This is a genomic window from uncultured Halorubrum sp. (assembly GCF_937146585.1).
Classification (GTDB): domain Archaea; phylum Halobacteriota; class Halobacteria; order Halobacteriales; family Haloferacaceae; genus Halorubrum; species Halorubrum miltondacostae.
The window spans coordinates 42,416-59,082 of sequence record NZ_CAKZRO010000143.1 but is presented as its reverse complement, the minus strand read 5'-3'; the positions used below and the strand labels follow the sequence as shown (position 1 = coordinate 59,082).

Annotated in this window: 18 protein-coding genes; 8 read left to right on the top strand and 10 right to left on the bottom strand. The window is 73.1% G+C overall.

Translation table 11 applies throughout. The features are described from left to right. Positions 1-243: 243 nt before the first annotated feature. From Q0116_RS12330 to Q0116_RS12315, 4 genes are all read right to left on the bottom strand, one after another. Positions 244-1,296, bottom strand: a complete 1,053-nt coding sequence (locus Q0116_RS12330) for a hypothetical protein (RefSeq protein ID WP_297888757.1) — start codon at positions 1,294-1,296, stop codon at positions 244-246. Next, positions 1,293-1,778: a FlaD/FlaE family flagellar protein gene (locus Q0116_RS12325; RefSeq protein WP_297888755.1), complete on the bottom strand. Its 486-nt coding sequence runs from the start codon at positions 1,776-1,778 to the stop codon at positions 1,293-1,295. Before Q0116_RS12325 ends, Q0116_RS12330 begins: the two co-directional genes overlap by 4 nt. Before the next feature lie 132 nt (positions 1,779-1,910). Then, positions 1,911-2,747, bottom strand: coding sequence for a phosphatase PAP2 family protein (locus tag Q0116_RS12320; RefSeq protein WP_297888752.1), 837 nt, complete (start codon positions 2,745-2,747; stop codon positions 1,911-1,913). Positions 2,748-2,871: 124 nt separating this feature from the next. Then, entirely contained in the window at positions 2,872-3,384 is a 513-nt protein-coding gene (locus Q0116_RS12315) for a zinc ribbon domain-containing protein (RefSeq protein ID WP_297888749.1), read from the bottom strand. 119 nt (positions 3,385-3,503) lie between these two features. Here Q0116_RS12315 and Q0116_RS12310 point away from each other — a divergent pair, with 119 nt between their 5' ends. The 4 genes from Q0116_RS12310 to Q0116_RS12295 all read left to right on the top strand — a co-directional run bounded on the left by Q0116_RS12310 (position 3,504) and on the right by Q0116_RS12295 (position 7,509). Continuing rightward, the gene (locus Q0116_RS12310; protein ID WP_297888745.1) at positions 3,504-4,400 is read left to right on the top strand and encodes a pantoate kinase; all 897 of its coding nucleotides are present in this window, start codon (positions 3,504-3,506) and stop codon (positions 4,398-4,400) included. Positions 4,401-4,468: 68 nt separating this feature from the next. Next, positions 4,469-5,860, top strand: coding sequence for a signal recognition particle protein Srp54 (locus tag Q0116_RS12305; protein ID WP_297888742.1), 1,392 nt, complete (start codon positions 4,469-4,471; stop codon positions 5,858-5,860). An 89-nt stretch (positions 5,861-5,949) separates the two neighbouring features. Then, the gene (locus Q0116_RS12300; RefSeq protein WP_297888739.1) at positions 5,950-6,222 is read left to right on the top strand and encodes a hypothetical protein; all 273 of its coding nucleotides are present in this window, start codon (positions 5,950-5,952) and stop codon (positions 6,220-6,222) included. A gap of 69 nt (positions 6,223-6,291) precedes the next feature. Continuing rightward, a complete protein-coding gene (locus tag Q0116_RS12295; RefSeq protein ID WP_297888736.1) occupies positions 6,292-7,509 on the top strand; it encodes an MFS transporter in 1,218 nt (405 codons plus the stop codon). A gap of 36 nt (positions 7,510-7,545) precedes the next feature. Here the strand turns inward: Q0116_RS12295 and Q0116_RS12290 are convergent, their stop codons facing one another. Further along, complete coding sequence (locus Q0116_RS12290) at positions 7,546-7,965, bottom strand: DUF2237 family protein (protein ID WP_297888732.1); 420 nt, start codon at positions 7,963-7,965, stop codon at positions 7,546-7,548. A gap of 107 nt (positions 7,966-8,072) precedes the next feature. On the opposite strand from Q0116_RS12290, the gene polX reads away from it, so the two are divergent. The 3 genes from polX to Q0116_RS12275 all read left to right on the top strand — a co-directional run bounded on the left by polX (position 8,073) and on the right by Q0116_RS12275 (position 11,088). Beyond that, positions 8,073-9,851, top strand: a complete 1,779-nt coding sequence (gene polX / locus Q0116_RS12285; protein WP_297888729.1) for a DNA polymerase/3'-5' exonuclease PolX — start codon at positions 8,073-8,075, stop codon at positions 9,849-9,851. Positions 9,852-9,919: 68 nt separating this feature from the next. Beyond that, positions 9,920-10,384, top strand: a complete 465-nt coding sequence (locus Q0116_RS12280; RefSeq protein ID WP_297888768.1) for a Mut7-C RNAse domain-containing protein — start codon at positions 9,920-9,922, stop codon at positions 10,382-10,384. 59 nt (positions 10,385-10,443) lie between these two features. Then, positions 10,444-11,088, top strand: a complete 645-nt coding sequence (locus tag Q0116_RS12275; RefSeq protein WP_297888725.1) for a hypothetical protein — start codon at positions 10,444-10,446, stop codon at positions 11,086-11,088. 52 nt (positions 11,089-11,140) lie between these two features. On the opposite strand, the gene Q0116_RS12270 is transcribed toward Q0116_RS12275, so the two are convergent. The 5 genes from Q0116_RS12270 to Q0116_RS12250 all read right to left on the bottom strand — a co-directional run bounded on the left by Q0116_RS12270 (position 11,141) and on the right by Q0116_RS12250 (position 15,540). Continuing rightward, positions 11,141-12,229, bottom strand: a complete 1,089-nt coding sequence (locus tag Q0116_RS12270; RefSeq protein WP_297888723.1) for an aminopeptidase — start codon at positions 12,227-12,229, stop codon at positions 11,141-11,143. 75 nt (positions 12,230-12,304) lie between these two features. Further along, on the bottom strand, positions 12,305-13,156 hold the full coding sequence (locus Q0116_RS12265) for a class I SAM-dependent methyltransferase (RefSeq protein ID WP_297888720.1): 852 nt from the start codon (positions 13,154-13,156) through the stop codon (positions 12,305-12,307). A gap of 69 nt (positions 13,157-13,225) precedes the next feature. Further along, positions 13,226-13,714: a hypothetical protein gene (locus Q0116_RS12260; RefSeq protein WP_297888718.1), complete on the bottom strand. Its 489-nt coding sequence runs from the start codon at positions 13,712-13,714 to the stop codon at positions 13,226-13,228. 67 nt (positions 13,715-13,781) lie between these two features. Beyond that, complete coding sequence (locus tag Q0116_RS12255) at positions 13,782-14,618, bottom strand: deoxyribonuclease IV (RefSeq protein WP_297888716.1); 837 nt, start codon at positions 14,616-14,618, stop codon at positions 13,782-13,784. Positions 14,619-14,685: 67 nt separating this feature from the next. Further along, entirely contained in the window at positions 14,686-15,540 is an 855-nt protein-coding gene (locus Q0116_RS12250; RefSeq protein WP_297888714.1) for a biotin/lipoate A/B protein ligase family protein, read from the bottom strand. Between the two features lie 146 nt (positions 15,541-15,686). On the opposite strand from Q0116_RS12250, the gene Q0116_RS12245 reads away from it, so the two are divergent. Beyond that, complete coding sequence (locus tag Q0116_RS12245; protein WP_297888712.1) at positions 15,687-16,601, top strand: serine/threonine-protein kinase RIO2; 915 nt, start codon at positions 15,687-15,689, stop codon at positions 16,599-16,601. Positions 16,602-16,667 lie beyond the last annotated feature (66 nt).

Sequence of the window (16,667 nt, the reverse complement as noted above, 5' to 3'; positions counted from 1 at the left end):
CGCGACCGCACAGCACCTCACACCTCCCCGGCCTCGTCGCTCACTGCTCGCGGTTTCACCGCTCGCGATCGAGGCGCTCGCTTCGCTCGCACCTCGCACCGTTCGCGACTCCCTCGCGCGTGCCTCCCGCGGCCGCCGCTTCGCTCCGGCCGCTCACAGGCACGCGCCACCGATCCGACTCGGCCTCGCGCGACGCGCCGCTGTGGGGGTTCGAAAAAACCGAGAAAGTGACGCGATCGCCGCTCAGACCAGTCGCGCCGCGATCCGCGCCGCGCCGTCCGCGGCCGCGACCGCGGGCTCCTCGGGCGAGACGATCTCGACCTCGCGGTCGAGCTCCTCGCAGAGGCGCTTCTCGAACTCCTCGACGAGCCCGGGGATGCACGCCATGCCGCCGGTGGCGGCGATGGGGCGCCCGAGCGCCAGCTGGTACGGCTTCATGTGGTCGTTCGCGAGCTCGGGGAGGAACTCGTTGGCGACGACGTCGACCGCCTCGTCGATGTACCGGTCGATCGGCTCCTGGACGCCGCGGTCGACGGTGAACTCGTGGCTGCCGCCGCCCGGCTGCTGGACCACGTCGGTGAACGGCTCGAAGTCGTACACGTCGCCGTGCTGCTCCTTGTACTCCCGGGCCGTCGTCCGGTCGATGTGGACCCGTCCCTGGGTCTCCTCCTCGACGGCGGCGACGATCCGGCGGTCGACCTCGTTGCCCGTCACCGAGCCGGTCGAGAACGGCGAGAGCTGCTCGCCGCGCCGGTAGGCGCACGCCTCCATCGTCGTCGAGCCGAGGTTCACCGAGACGAACACCTCGTCGATCGCGTCGAGCCCGTCGCCGTAGGCGGGGATCGCCCCGCACAGCGACTCGGGGTAGCTCCGCGTCTCGACCTCGCCGATCGACGAGCCCTCGATCACCGACTTGAGGTTCTCGACGCCGGCCTCGTTGTCGATGGTCGGCACCGCGTAGACGACCGCGCTGTCCTCGGGCACGTCGTGCGCGTCGACGACCGCCTCGAAGAAGCGCTCCGCGTCCGCGACGCTGTCGTCGTCCTCGGGGAGTCCCGAGCGCAGCATGAAGCGCACGCGGTCGGGGTACTCGACCGCGGCCTCCTCGCCGAACAGCACCTTCTCGTCGCCCGTGATGGCGTCCTCGTAGGTCGCCAGGCAGGTCAGCACCGAGTGGCGCTCGCGACCCCCCCGTCCGTCGGGGATGTCGAGCACCGTCCGAGTGCTGCCCAGTTTCACGCCGACCGCTGCCGATTCGTCCGATTCGTTGATGTCCGTGGATTCGTCGTCGCTCATTGGTCACTCGCACACGAAGCGATCCGGACGATGGAGACGAGGCTGATCCGGTGGTCCGCGGGAGTGTACGGCCGGTCGCGCGTCGGGGCGTCGAACCCCTCGAGGCGGCGCGTCAGCGCCGCGACCGCGTCGTCGCCGACCCAGTCGACCTCGCCGTAGTAGGACAGCGCGTCCCGGCTCCGCACGTGGCCGCCGACGTCGACGAGGTAGCCGAGCCACTCGCCGATCTCGCGTTCCGCCGCGGGCGAGGCGGGGATCGCCGTCAGGTACGGCCGATCCGCCGGGTCCTCGCCGTCGTGCCGCGCACCACGCTGACGCTGGAGCAGCTCCGTGAACGCGGCCGAGCGCGCCGCCTGCTCGGCCCGGTTCCGGTTCGGCCGCCGGAGCGCCCGCTCCCGAGGCGCTCCGTCCGCACCGTCTCGCGGGGCGTCCGCGATCCGGCGCAGCTCTCGTACGTCGTATCGTCGTGGATTCAGACTCATGTTTCCGTCCGTCGTTCGCGTCCGTGTCCCGACACTCGCGGCGGGGTCATATCATAGTTGGCCCTCAGTTATCACCGGTGAGAAACTACCGAGATGCTCGCCTCGAGCCCCCCGAGACGGTTCGGCCGCCGTTCAGCCGACGATCCGGTCCGCGACCGCGACGCTGCCCGCGGCCAGCAGGCCTCCCGCGACGACGTCCGTCACCCAGTGGATCCCGAGGAACACCGTCGCGACGACGATGCTCGCCGCGAGGAACGCGGCCACGGGCGTCCACCGCGGGAACTCCTCGTGGGTCGTCACCGCCGCGAACGCCACCGTCACCGACAGCGCCGTGTGGAGCGAGGGGAAGACGTTCGTCGCGGCGTTCACCTGCGAGGTGAGCGCCGTCACGCCGCCGAACCACTCCAAGAGCAGCGGCTCGACGCTCGCCGCGTCCGGGTCCGCGCCCGAGACCCTCGGGTAGTTCCGCGGCCCGTACGCGACGACCCAGGCGTAACAGGCGATCGCGACCGCGTAGTTCACCGCGTACGCGGCGATCAGCCGCTTCAGCGGCTCCAGCCGCTCGGCGAACGCGTACGCCACGAGCGGGAACGCGAGTAACACGACGTAGCCGACGACGTAGGCCGGGCCGAAGTAGTACACCGCCCACCGCGGGATCGCGTCTTGGACCGCGGCCACGAGGTCGCCCTCGACCGCGTAGATGGCCGTCGTCGCGCGGACCCCGTACTCGAAGGAGAACGCCTCGATGCGCCGGATGAACCCCTTGTTGACGGCGAGCACGAGCGCGAGCCCACCGACGTACGGGGCCGCCCCGAGCGCCCGATCGCGGAGCAGGTCCCGGTCCCCGAGGACGCTCCGGATCCGGGACCGGCCGACGCACGTCGGCAAGAGGACCGCGAACGCGGCGAGGACGGCCCCGGCGACGATAGCGACGAGCCCGAGGGCCCCGGTCGGCGAGCCGCCGGTCACCGCCGGTCACCCGTCGTCCGGTCGGTCATCGGGACTCACCCGCCACCGCGTCACCCGTCATCTGTCAATCGGCACGCGGGACGGCCCGGCAATCAGTCTCTCGGTACCGGTCGGGCCGTCCGCGTTACCGGTCGTCCGGCTCCGCCCACGGGAGCGGCTCGGTACACCAGTGGCAGAAGTCGAGGTCGGCGTCGGTCTCCCGGCCGCAGCTGGGACAGGTCACGTCGGGGCTCTCGCCCGCCTCGCCGACCGCGGCTGCCGGGGCCGGGCCGGCCCCCGGTCCCTCGTCGCCGTCCGCGCTCGCGGTGCGCCGCCGCATCGCCTCCGCGGCGGCGTCGACCCGCTCGCGCTCCGCGGCGTCCGCCCGCCCGACGAGGTACGCGTCGACCGCCGACAGCACGGTCAACAGCACGATCGGCAGCGCCACGTCGTTCGGGACCGCGGCCGACACCGCCGCGGGGTCGGCGAGGGGGTCGACCGGCTCGACGTCGTACAGCGCGAACAGCGCGACGCCCCCGCCGACGACGGTGAGGTGCCACAGCAGCGCCCGGCCCCACCGCCGCAGCGTGAGGTGCCCGAGCCCCGGGAAGACCAACGCGAGCACGGCGGCGAGGACGGGGCGCAACTGGTTTCGCATACGGCCCGAGTTCGCCCGGCCGGTACTTATGCCTGCGGTGTCGGCGTCGTCCCGCGCCGACCGCGGCCGATCCGGCCCGGATAACAACCGTTAATCGCGGCCCGCTCGTCGGCGGCCACATGAGCAGCCAGCGGGCGACCGCGTTCGTCCCGGGCCACGTCACCGCCCTCTTCAGCGCGCACCCCGACGACGACCCGGCGGCCGCCGGGTCGCGCGGTGCGGGCGTGGCGCTCACCGACGGCGTGACCGTCCGGGTGTCGCCGGCGGACGACGCGGAGTCGGTGACGGGCGACGGCGGGACGAGCGACGCGGCGGCGACGGGCGCCGACGCCGGGGAGACGACCATCGACGGCGAGCCCGGGTCGATCGGCGCCGTCGACGACGCGCTCGCCGAACTGGGCGTCGCCGCCGACGTCGCGGTCGAGACCGACCTCCCGATCGGCGCCGGCTTCGGCGTCTCCGGGGCGGCGGCGCTCGGGACCGCGCTCGCCGCGAACGACGCGTTCGACCGCGGGCGGTCCGAGAACGAGCTCGTCCGGATCGCCCACGCCGCGGAGGTCGGTCGCGGGACCGGCCTCGGCGACGTGGTCGCGCAGGCGCGCGGCGGGGTCCCCATCCGGCTCGAACCCGGCGCGCCGGGCGTCGGCGAGCTCGACGGCGTGCCGGCGACCGCGCGCGTCGAGTACGTCACGTTCGGCGAGCTGTCCACGGAGCGCGTCCTCGGCGGCGACACGGAGACCCTCTCCGCGGCCGGCGAGGAGGCCCTCGACCGCCTCCGCGCGGACCCGCGACTCCCGACGCTGATGGACGCGGCCCGGGCGTTCGCCCGCGAGGCGGACCTCCTCGTCCCCGAGGTCGCCGAGGCGATAGCCGCCGTCGAGTCCGCCGGCGGCGAGGCCGCGATGGCGATGCTCGGCCGCACGGTCTTCGCGCTCGACACCGGCCTCTCCGACGCGGGCTACGACCCGGAGGCGTGCCGGGTCGACGCCGCGGGCGCGCGGCTCGTCGACGACTGAGACCGTCCGGCACCGGACGCGCCGCCGACGAACAAAGCTTTACCGCGTCGCCCGCCTAGCTCCGGCAAATGGTACTCGACGACCTCGGCACGTCCCTGCGGAGCAGCCTCGACAAGCTCCAGGGGAAGTCCCGACTCTCCGAGAGCGACGTCGAGGAGATCGTCAAGGAGATCCAGCGCTCCCTGCTGTCCGCCGACGTCGACGTCTCCCTCGTGATGGAGCTGTCGGACTCGATCAAGTCCCGCGCGCTCGAAGAGGAACCGCCGGGCGGCACCACGGCGAAGGACCACGTCCTCAAGATCGTCTACGAGGAGATGGTCGAGCTGGTCGGCGACTCGACCCAGCTCCCCCTCGAGAACCAGACGATCCTGCTGGCCGGCCTCCAGGGGTCGGGGAAGACGACCTCCGCGGCGAAGATGGCGTGGTGGTTCTCGAAGAAGGGGCTCCGCCCCGCGGTCGTCCAGACCGACACCTTCCGCCCCGGCGCGTACGACCAGGCGAAGCAGATGTGCGAGCGCGCCGAGGTCGACTTCTACGGGAACCCCGACAACGACGACCCGGTCGACATCGCGCGCACCGGCCTCGAAGAGACCGCCGACGCCGACGTTCACATCGTGGACACGGCCGGCCGACACGCGCTCGAAGACGACCTCATCGCGGAGATCGAGGAGATCGAGAGCGTCGTCGACCCCGACCGCTCGCTGCTCGTCCTCGACGCGGCGATCGGCCAGGGCGCGAAAGAGCAGGCCCGCCAGTTCGAGGAGTCGATCGGCATCGAGGGCGTCGTCATCACCAAGCTCGACGGGACCGCGAAGGGCGGGGGCGCGCTGACCGCGGTCAACGAGACCGACTCCTCGATCGCCTTCCTCGGGACCGGCGAGACGGTCCAGGACATCGAGCGGTTCGAGCCGTCCGGGTTCATCTCCCGGCTGCTCGGGATGGGCGACCTGAAGCAGCTCTCCGAGCGCGTCGAGCGCGCGATGCAGGAGACCCAGGAGGAGGACGAGGACTGGGACCCCGAGGACATGCTTCAGGGCGAGTTCACCCTGAAGGACATGAAACGGCAGATGGACGCGATGAACAAGATGGGGCCGCTCGACCAGGTGATGGACATGATCCCCGGGCTCGGCGGCGGGATGATGGACGAGCTCCCGGACGACGCGATGGACGTCACCCAAGACCGGATGCGCCGGTTCGAGCGCATCATGGACTCGATGACCGAGGAGGAGCTGGAGAACCCGCGCGTCGTCGGCCAGTCGCGCACGCGGCGGATCGCCCGCGGCTCCGGCACCGACGAGGAGACGGTCCAGCAGCTGCTCGAACAGCACTCGATGATGGAGCAGACGATCAGCCAGTTCCAGGGGATGGGCGACGGCGACATGCAGCGCATGATGAAGAAGATGGGCGGCGAGGGCGGCGGCCTCGGCGACATGATGGGCGGCGGCAAAGGCCCGTTCTGAGCGGCGCCGCGAGAGGGCCGTGCGAGAGCCCGCCCCGTCCGGTCGAGCCGACGACAGGACACTTCTGACGCGGCCGAGACGACCTCGACGTGAACGTTCCCGACGCGGTGACCGAGAACCTCGGATACGCCCTCCTCGGCGGCCCGGCGGTCGCCGCGGTCTCCGGGCTCGCCGGGGCGGCCGTCTTCGGTGCGGCGGGCGGCGTCGCCTGCGGGGCGACCGCGTACGGCCTCGGGTGGGCGCTCGCCGCCCGCCGGTCGCGAGGAGACGCGGCACCGCCGTCGGAGGCGGACGAGTCCGGTGACCGCCGCGAGGCCGAACTGGAGGCCGAGAAGGGGTCGTACGGCGGCGGTGGCGGATAGCGCGGGACCGTCCCGCCCGGCGGTCGGCGCTTCAGGCCCTTTATGTCGCCGACCGAGCAAGGACGCCCGATGCCTTCCCGTCGAATCGGCGAGTACGACGCCCTGCTGCTCGTCTCGCTCGTCTGGTTCCTCGGGAAGTTCGTGCGGTACCTCTTTCCCCCGCTGTTCGAGTCGATACAGGGCGCGTACGGCGTGAGCAACGCCACCGTCGGGACCGCGTTCACCGGCTTCATGGTCGTGTACGCGCTGTTGCAGTTCCCGAGCGGCGCGGTCGCCGACCGCGTCGGCCCGGTGCGCGTGATCGTCGCCGGCGCGCTCGTCGCCGGGGCGGGCTCGCTCGCGGTCGTCTTCGACGCCCCCTTCGCCGCGCTGGTCGCCGCCATGGTCGTCATCGGCGCGGGCACCGGGGTCCACAAGACGGTCTCGGTGCGGCTGATCGCCCGCGTCTACCCCGCCCGCACCGGCCGGATGCTCGGCGCGCACGACACGCTCGGGGCGATGGGCGGGGTCGCCGCGCCCGCGGTCGTCGCCGCGGTCCTCTCGGCCCCGCCCGCGATCGCGACCGTCCTCGCCCTGCTCCCCGGCGCGGACTGGCGGGCGCCGTTCCTGCTCACCGGGGCCCTCGCCGTCGCGCTCGCGGTCGCTACCGCAGTGCGGCTCTCCGGGTCGGCCGCGGCGGCCTCACCGACCGACGAGGACGAGAGCCCCGGCGCGGCGGCGTACCTCCGGCTGTTCCGGAAGCCGCGGTTCGCGGCGTTCGTGCTGGTGACGGTGGCCTTCTCGTTCGCGTACAACGGGACGGTCGCGTTCCTCCCGCTGTACCTCTCGGAGGCGGCCGCGCTCCCCGCGACGACCGCGAGCCTGCTGTACTCCGCGCTGTTCGCGGTCACGTTCGTCCAGCTCGTCTCCGGCGACCTCTCGGACCGGCTCGGCCGCTTCCCGGTCATGGTCGCCGCGCTGGGCCTCGCGACGGCGGCCCTCGCGGGTCTCGTCGCGCTCGCCGGGGCCGGCGCGCTCTCCCTCGGCGCCCTCGTCGTCGCGCTGGGGCTCGGTTCGCACGGGTTCCGCCCGGTCCGCGGCGCGTACCTCGTCGAGGCCCTCCCCGACAGGCTCGCCGGCGGCGGGCTCGGCGTCGTCCGGACCCTCCTCATGGGCGGCGGCGCGCTCGCGCCCGCCGCCGTCGGCGTCATCGCCGACGCGGTCGGGTTCCGGCCGGCGTTCGCCCTGCTCGCCGGCTCGATGGGGCTCGCGGCGGTCGGGGCCGCCGGGCTCTGGCTGACGGAGTGAGCGGGCGCGTCCGATCGCGCCCCCCGCCCGCGGCGCTCAGTCCAGCGGCTCGGGGTCGAACGCCTCCGGGTCGAACTCGTGGTCGCGGAGGCGGTCGGCGTCGACGGACCGCAGCACCGACTCGTTCGTGGCCTCGAGGACGACCGGCGGGGCGACGCCGGCCTCCGCGGCCTCCAGCCACCGACCGACGCAGAGACACCAGCGGTCGCCCGGCGTCAGCCCGGGGAAGTCGAACCGCGGGCGCGGCGTGATCAGGTCGTTGCCGCGGTCACGGCTGTACCGAAGGAACTCGGCCGTGACGACCGCACAGAGCGTGTGCTCGCCGGCGTCCCCGTCGACGTCGCGGCAGCGGCCGTCGCGGAGGTAGCCGGTGGTCGGCTCGTGGCCGCAGGCGGCCAGCTCGCCGCCGAGGACGTTGCGCTCGTCGCGGTCGCCGTTCGCGTCGTCCGTCGACATGGACGCGGCTACGGTCCCCGAGGGAATAAACGGCCGGCAGCCCGCCGCGGGCCGTCGGACGAGCGTTCGCCCCGCGGTATAAGTGGGACGCCGCCGAACTATCGCCGATGAGCCGGAACGACGAGGTCGCGACGCGGTTAGAGGAGTTCGCCGACCTCCTCGAGGCGACGGGCGTCGAGTACAAGCCGACCGCCTACCGACGGGCGGCCGAGAACGTCCGCGACCACCCCGCGCCGATCGAGGGGCTCGCGGCCGAGGGCGAGGACGCGGTCGCCGAGATCGACCGCGTGGGCGACGCCATCGCCGCGAAGATCGTCGAGTACGTCGAGACCGGCGCGATGGCGGAGCTGTCCGCGCTCCGCGAGGAGCTCCCGGTCGACATGGCCGGGCTGACCGCGGTCGAGGGGGTCGGCCCGAAGACGGTCGGCTCGCTGTACGACGCGCTCGGAATCACCGACTTAGACGAGCTGGAGGCCGCCGCGGAGGCGGGCGAGATCCAGACGGTGTCCGGGTTCGGGGCCAAGACGGAGGAGAACATCTTGGACAACGTCCCGTTCGCGCGGGAGTCCCGCGAGCGGACCCGCCTCGGGGACGCCCGACCGGTCGCGGACGACGCGCTCGCGTACCTCGCCGACCGCGACGCCGTCGAGTCCGTCGAGGTGTGCGGGTCGATCCGCCGGTGGAAGGCGACGATCGGCGACATCGACCTGCTCGTCGCCAGCGAGGCGCGCGAGCCGATCGTCGAGGCGTTCACCGACTGGCCCGCCGCGGACGCGACCATCGAGGCGGGGACCGGGAAGGCGAGCGTGCGCGCCGACGGCACGCGCGTCGACCTCCGGATCGTCGACCCCGACGAGTTCGGCGCCGCGCTCCAGTACTTCACCGGGTCCCGGGCGCACAACGTCGCCGTCCGCAACCGGGCGATCGACCGCGACCTCAAGCTGAACGAGTACGGGCTCTTCGACGTGAGCGACGTCGACGAGGAATCCGCCGACGACGCCGTGGACGGAGCAGAGACGGACGCCACCCGCGTCGGCGAGCGCGTCGCGGGCGAGAGCGAGGACGCGGTCTACCGCGCGCTCGACATGGACCCGGTCCCGCCCGAACTGCGCGAGGACCGCGGCGAGGTCGCGGCCGCCGCCGAGGGGGCGCTCCCGCTGCTCGTCGACTCGGGCGACCTCCGCGGCGACCTCCACACCCACACCGACTGGTCCGACGGCGGCTTCTCGATCGCCGAGATGGCCGCCGCGGCCGCGGAGCGCGGCTACGACTACCACGTCGTCACAGACCACGCGACCGGGCCGGGGATGGTCGGCGGCGTCGGCCTCGACGAGGCGGCAATCGAGGAGCAGGCCGCGGCGATCGCCGAGGCGGCCGACGAGGTCGACGTCCCGATCCTCCACGGGATCGAGGCCAACATCGACGCCGACGGCGACCTCTCGACCGACGACGAGACGCTCGCCGCCCTCGATCTCGTCGTCGCGTCCCCGCACGCGGCGCTCGGACAGAACGGCGAGGCGGCCACCGAGCGGCTGGTCCGGGCGGCCGAACACCCGCACGTCGACGTCCTCGGCCACCCGACCGGCCGCCTCATCAACGAGCGACCGGGGCTCGACCCGGACGTCGAGGCGGTCGCCGAGGCGGCCGCCGCCTCCGGCACCGCGATCGAGGTGAACGCGAACCCCGCCCGGCTCGACGCCGACGGGGAGTTCGTCCGGGCCGCGATCGAGGCGGGGGCGACGATCGCCGTCGACACCGACGCGCACGCCCCGCGCGAGCTCGACAACGCGCGGTACGGGATCCACACCGCGCGCCGCGGGTGGGCGGAGGCCGCGGACGTGCTCAACGCGCGCTCGCTCGACGGGCTCCGCTCGTTCCTCCTGTGACCGGGGACGCCGAGCGCGACGCCCCCGAGTCGTCGGCCGGCGACCGCCCACCGGTCCTGGTCGACGTGATGTGCGGCAAGCTCGCGACCTACCTCCGGATCTGCGGCTACGACGCCGCCTACGCGCTCGACCGCGGTATCGAGGCCGACGACCGGCTCCGAGAGATCGCGGCCGCCGAGGACCGCGTCCTCCTCACGCGTGACCGCGAGCTCGCCGACAGCGCGCCCCGCGGCGACCCCGCCGTCGACGCCGTCCTCCTCACCGAGCGCGACGTGGTCGGCCAGCTCCGCGAGTTCGCCGCCGCCGGATACCCGGTCGAACTCGCCGACGAGCCGACGCGCTGCGGGTCGTGTAACGGTCCCGTCGAGCGCGCCGACTCCCCCGAGATCGACGCCTCCCCCGCCGACCGGCCGGAGTACGTCCCAGACGACGTCGGGACGGAACGCCCGGGGTGGCGCTGTACGGAGTGCGGCCAGTGGTTCTGGAAGGGCGGCCACTGGGACGACGTGGCGGCGCGGCTCGACGGGATCTGAATGCGCGGCGCCCCGACCGAGCGTAACCGGTTTGCCCGCTCGCCGCGTACTCCTCGCCGATGGAACGCGAACGGGCCGTCGACCGCTTGGAGTCGCTCGTCGATCGCGTCGCGAGCGAGCCGATGCCGGTGCCCGTCCGCGAGGTGTGGGCGTTCGGCGACGTCGCGCTCGGGCTCGACCCGGTCGACCGGCTCGACGTTTACCTCACGAAGGACGTGATCATGGGCGGCGACGGCGACGCGGCCGCCGAGTTCGAGGCCGAGTACGGGATCCAGGGAGTGGGTACGACGGTCGACGCCGAGTGGGCGACAGCGCACCCGGACCGCGTGCGGACGAGCGACAACGGGTACGCGGCTCCGGAGAAGTGCCTCGCGGCCGAACTCGTCGCCGACGACGAGCCGATCCACCTAGAGGTGTGTAACGCGAGCTTCGAGGACAACGTGCGCCAGCGCCTGAAGGGGGCGCTCGCCCGGGACGCTTACGAGGAAGTGCTCGACCCCCGCGGGGTCTGCCTGTGGGTGGACGGCACCCGCGACGAGGAGGCGTTCGAGCGACTCCGCGCGGGCGACCTCGCGATGCCGACGCTGCCCGCCGCGCTCGGGATGCTCGGCGCCGACGAGAGCGCCGCGAACGAGGCCGCCGACGTGCTGAAGGGGCGGCGCGCCGAGCAGGAGGGGTCGTCCGTCCGCGGCGACATGGTCTGACGCCGGGCCGCCGCGGTCTCGTCGGCGCGTCGCTCGGTCGCCCTCGCCTCGCTCAGTCGCCCTCGTTTCCGATCAGGAACTCCCCGTCCCGGTACACCGTCTCCCCGTCGAACGCGATCCGCGCGTCGGCGCTCGCGTCGCGGATCAGGTCGGCGTGGACCGCGCTCTCGTTCCCGGTCCGGTCGTCGGGGACGCACTCGGAGAGGGCGTCGCCGAGCGCGACGTGGACCGTGCCCGCCGCCTTCTCGTCGAACAGGACGTTTCCGGTGACGCGGTCGACCCCCTCGTTGGTGCCGATCCCGAGCTCGCCGACGCGGCGGGCCCCCTCGTCCGTCCCGAGCAGGGAGTCGAGCACGTCCGCGCCGCGCTCGGCCGCCCAGTCGACGACCCGGCCCTCCGCGAACGAGAGGCGGATCCCGGCGGCCTCCCGCCCGCCGCGCCGCAGCGGGTGATCGAACCGGACCTCTCCCTCGACGCCGTCGACCGTCGGCACGGTCGCGACCTCGCCGCCCGGCATGTTCTCCCGGCCGGCGTCGTTGTACGCCTCCATCCCCGCCACGTCGAACCGGAGGTCGGTGTCGTCGCCGGCGACCACGCGGACCTCCTCGGCGGCCGCGAGCCGGTCGGCGACCCGCGCCTGTCGCTCCCGCATCGCGGCCCAGTCGCGGTCGACGGCGTCGTACACGAGCGAGCGCCACGCGGCCGCGCTCAGGTCGGCGCGCTGCGCGTCGGCGGGCGTCGGGTGCTGCGTGATCACCCACCGGGTGTCGAGCCGCTCCCGGAGCAGCGGCTCCTTCGCGCGGCTCGCCGCCCGCCCCGTGTCGGCGTCGACGTCGCTCGTCTCGGCGGCGTTGCGCGCGCCCTTTATCAGGATCACGGCGTCCGTCTCCGCGAGCGCGGCGACGCGGTGTCCCTTCGGTCGGTAGTCGTCGGGGTCCATCTCGCGAGCGTACGCCCGCGTCGCGCGCGGATTCCGCCACACGGTCGTCGGGCGCGCGCCGCGGCGGCCGAGCGCCTCGTACAGCGCCACGACGAGGTCCTCGGCGGCGGTCGGCGCGCGAATCTCCACGTCGTCCTCGGGACCGACGTCGGTACAGTGGTCGACGAGCACGCGGGCGTGGCGACGAATTCTGTCGTCCATACCGTCCGGTAGGTCACTCGAAGGAAAGTCGTGAGCCACGCGCCCGGGACGGAAGTGAAACTGGACGCCGCCGCGTCAGTCGCCGCCCGCCACCCGTCCCACGGTCACGTCGAACGGGACGTACTCCACGCGCTCGTACTCGCCCGCGCCGATGGCGTCGACGACCTCCCGGCCCATCTCGCGCCAGCGCCCGCGGAGGTCGTCGTACGCGCGCTCGGAGGTCGCGGCCACCAGCTCGTCGCGATGGTCGGCCAGCCCCGCGCCGGAGGCCTTCCGCGCCGCCGACCGCAGCGCGGCCTCGGCGTACGGCGGCTCGGTGCGCTTCTCGTGGACGTACCGCCGGGTGCGCACGCCGACGAGCCCCGCCGCGTCGAACGCCTCGCGGACCCGGTCGCCGAGCGCCACGTCCGTCTCCACCCCGTCGACGTACGCCTCGCGGGCCTCGCGCTCCAGTCGCTCCTCGGCGGCGACGGTCGAGGCGACCCGCACGTCGCCGTTGTCCGGCTCGATCGCGGCGACCAGGTCGTCGGAGACCCGGGCGAGCTCCCGGACCGCGGCGGTCGGGTCGGGCAGGTTGATCAGCAACGCCTGACAGACGGCGAGGTCGACCGCGTCGGCCGCCATCGGCAGTCGAGCCGCGTCGCCGGCCGCGTAGCCGATCTCCCCGTCGCTCTCTTCGCGGGCGACCGACAGGAGCTCGCGGTCCGCGTCGACGCCGATCACCGACGCGTTCGGCCCCGTCGTCCCGCCGTCACTCCCCGTCGCTCCCGTCTCCGCGGCCAACACGCGGGTCAGCTCCCCGGTGCCGCAGCCGACGTCGAGGACGCGCTCGCGGCTCGACAGCGACAGGTCGGCGAGCGCTTCGCGATCGTCCTCCCACATCCCGCGGCGGGTGTGTTCGAGGTACTCGGCGGAGAAGCGTCGCACGCCCCCGGTTCGGCGCGGGCGAAAATAAACGTCCGGAGATCGACTGCGGCCCGCCCCTTGGTCCGCCGCTCACTCCTCGTCGGGATCTCTTTCGTCGCCGTCCGTCTCGGTTTCGCCGCCGCCGAACCCGAGCACGTCGACGGCGAGGACGGCGGTCACGCCGGCGCAGTAACCCACGAACGCGCTGGTCACGCCGATCGCGGCGAAGCTCAGCGCCACGTCGCCGAGCCCCGGATCGCCGCCGTTGACGCCGGGGACGCCGACGAGCGTCCCGACGAGGACGAACCCACCGAGGACGACCGCCGGCACGGCGCCGACGGTCAGACAGGCCGGTCCCCCGCAGCGGGCGTACGCACCGGCGGCGGCCAGCGGCCCGGGCGCGTAGAACACCAGCAGCGGGAGGAGCCGGTCGGTCAGCGCGGCCGCCGCCGTCGCGCCGACCGACTCGGCGACGAACGCGGCGACGAGCGCGAGCGCCACGACGGCGGCGAACCCGACCACCAGGCCGACCGCGCGACCGCGGCGGCGACCGACGAGCAAGGCTCTCGTGGTGGACATGTCCGCGGATCGCCCGCGAAATGACTTAAAACCGCGTCGGACGGACGGCGTCGGTCCGGACGACGCCTCAGTCGCGGCGGAGCTCGCGCACGCGCTCGATGTTCCACGCGAAGCTCTTCCCGTCCTCGGTCGGCGTCTCCAGCGCCAGCGGCACGTCCGCCAGGTCGGGGTGGTTGAGGAACCGCTCCATCCCCGCCTCGCCGATGTGGCCCTCGCCGATGTGGGCGTGTTCGTCCTTGTTGGTGCCGCACTCGTGTTTCGAGTCGTTGAGGTGGACGTACTCCAGGTGTTCGAGGCCGACCACGTCGTCGAACTCGCCGATCGTCTGATCGACCGCCTCGGGCGTCGAGAGGTCGTACCCCGCCGCGAACGCGTGCGCGGTGTCGACGCAGACGTCGATGTCGGTGTCGGTGCGGTCGACGATCCCCGCGAGGTGCTCGAACTCGCCGCCGAGCTTCGTCCCCGCGCCCGCGTCGCTCTCGATCAGGATCGTGACGCCGTCGGGCACGTCGACGTCGTCGATCACCGACGCGGCGTTGTCGAGGCCGCCCTCGACGCCGGCCCCCGTGTGCGCGCCGAGGTGGACGTTCACGTACGGGATGCCCAGCTTGTCGGCCGCGTCGACCTCCTTTTGCATCGAGTCGAGCGACTTCTCGCGGAGCCCCTCCTTCGGCGTACAGAGGTTCACGAGGTAGGAGGTGTGGATCACCCACGGCCCCTCCAGGTCGCGCTCGGTGCCCTCCCGGAACCGCTCGGCCTCCTCGTCGCCGATGCCCGGGTCCTGCCACACCTGCGGCGAGTGGGTGAATATCTGTCCGCAGTTGCCGCCGACCTCGACCTGGTTCGCCACGGCGTTGTCCACGCCGCCGGCGATGGAGACGTGCGCGCCGACCTTGAGACTCATACCGGTCACAGGGGGGCGGCCGGAAAAGCCTCTTCGGAACCGGGTGAATCGCCGCCGACGTTCGTCCCTACGCGCCGCCGCTCCCGGGCCGGGTCCGGATCCACTCCTCGTTCCGGTACTTCTCTTCGACGAGCTCTTCGGCCCGCTCCAGCTCCGCGTCGGTCCACGAGCCGTCCGCGTCGACGGTCGCGCCGGGCGTCGCGCCCGCCCAGTCGGCGAGCGCCGCCTCGACGGTCCCCACCGCGTCCGGGCGGTCGACGTCGACGAGGTCGTCCATCCCGACGACGCGCTCGCGGAACTCCTCGGCCGTCACCGGCGGGTCGGCGAAGACGCCGAGGTGCCGCGCCGCGTCGACCGAGAACGTCAGCGAGCCGTGCTGGATCACCGCCTCGCGCTTGCGGTACTGCGCGTTGCCGGCGATCTTCCGCGGGTCGGTTCGGTCGCCCGGCCCCGGGGCGACCACGTCGTGTGCGGGGTGGAGCTCGCGGAGGTAGCAGGCGGGCCGGTGGAGCTCCGGCATCGGTTCGTCGACGTAGTCCGCGTCGATCCCGAGCCGGTCGAACGCGTCGAGGACGGGCTCGCACAGCAGGTGGTAGCAGTCGAGCAGTTCGCCCGGGACCGTCTCCGCGGGGACCGCGATCGAGTAGGCGATGTCCCCCGTCCGGTCGTGGTAGATGCCGCCGCCGCCGGTCTGTCGGCGCGACACCTCGATCCCCTCGCGCTCGCAGAACGCCCAGTCGACGCTCGCCGGCTCTTGGTGGCGACCGAGCGTGAGACAGCTCGGGTCCCAGCGGTAGGTCCGGAGCGTGGCCGGACCCCCGGCCGCGGCGGTCTCGGCGGCGACCTCGTCTAACGCCATCTGCTCCGGTCCGGGGCGGGCCTCCTCGCGGATCAGCCGCCAGTCGACCGCGGGCGCGCTCATGTTCGCCCCATCGCCCGCCGCTCCGAAAGCGGTTGCGCTCGGCCCTCGCGGTCGGCCCGATCGAGATTTGCTATCGCGGCATACGCTATATCGCCCCCGGCGCCGAACGCGCGTCCCTTTTACGAATCGCCGGAGTAGGGGCGCGCATGGTGCGAAACGTCGCCGGCGACATGGCGGAGCTCGACCCCGAGGACTTCTACCTCCTCTCGGGCGTCGAGCAGGGGATGCGCTTCTCGGAGTGGGTCCGCCGCGACAAGCTCCCGGACTACGCCGACCTGACGCGCGAAGAGGTCGACTACCGGATCGACCGCTGCCTCGACCGCGAGCTGATCGAGCGGAAGACGATCCAGTACGAGGGGTACCAGCTCACCTTCGAGGGGTACGACGCCCTGGCGCTCCGGACGTTCTCGGAGCGCGAGACCATCGACGGCGTGGGGTCGCCGCTCGGGCTCGGCAAGGAGGGCGACGTGTACGAGGCCCAGTCGTTCCGGCCGCTCGCGCTGAAGTACCACCGCGAGGGGTACACCAACTTCCGCGAGGTGAAACGGGAGCGCGAGTACACCGCCGACCGGGACCACGTCTCGTGGCTGTACACGGCGCGCAAGGCGGCCGAACGGGAGTACGAGGCGATGGAGGCGATGTACCCGGACGTCTCCGTCCCCCGGCCGGTCGATCACAACCGCCACGCCATCGTGATGGAGAAGTTCGCGGGCGTCGAGCTCTCGCGCGCGAAGCTCGACCCGGAGCAGGCGGTCGGCGTCCTCGACCTGATCCTCCGCGAGCTCGCGACCGCCCACGAGCTCGGCTGGATCCACGCCGACGCCTCCGAGCACAACGTCGCGGTCGCCGAGAGCGGCGTCACTATCTTCGACTGGCCGCAGGCGGTGCCCGTCGACCACGAGAACGCCCGGGAGTTCCTCGAGCGCGACGTCGAGAACCTCGTCCGCTACTTCGGCCGGAAGTACCCCCACGAGGTGCCCCGAGACGCCGATATCGAAGGGATCGCCGCCGCTATCGCCGACGACTCGTTCGAGAGCGTTCGGGCGTTCGGCGCCGAATAAATCGCATAGCGCGATACGAAACTGCGGATCGCCCGCGACACCGCCGGTCACCGCCGCGCCGCGTCT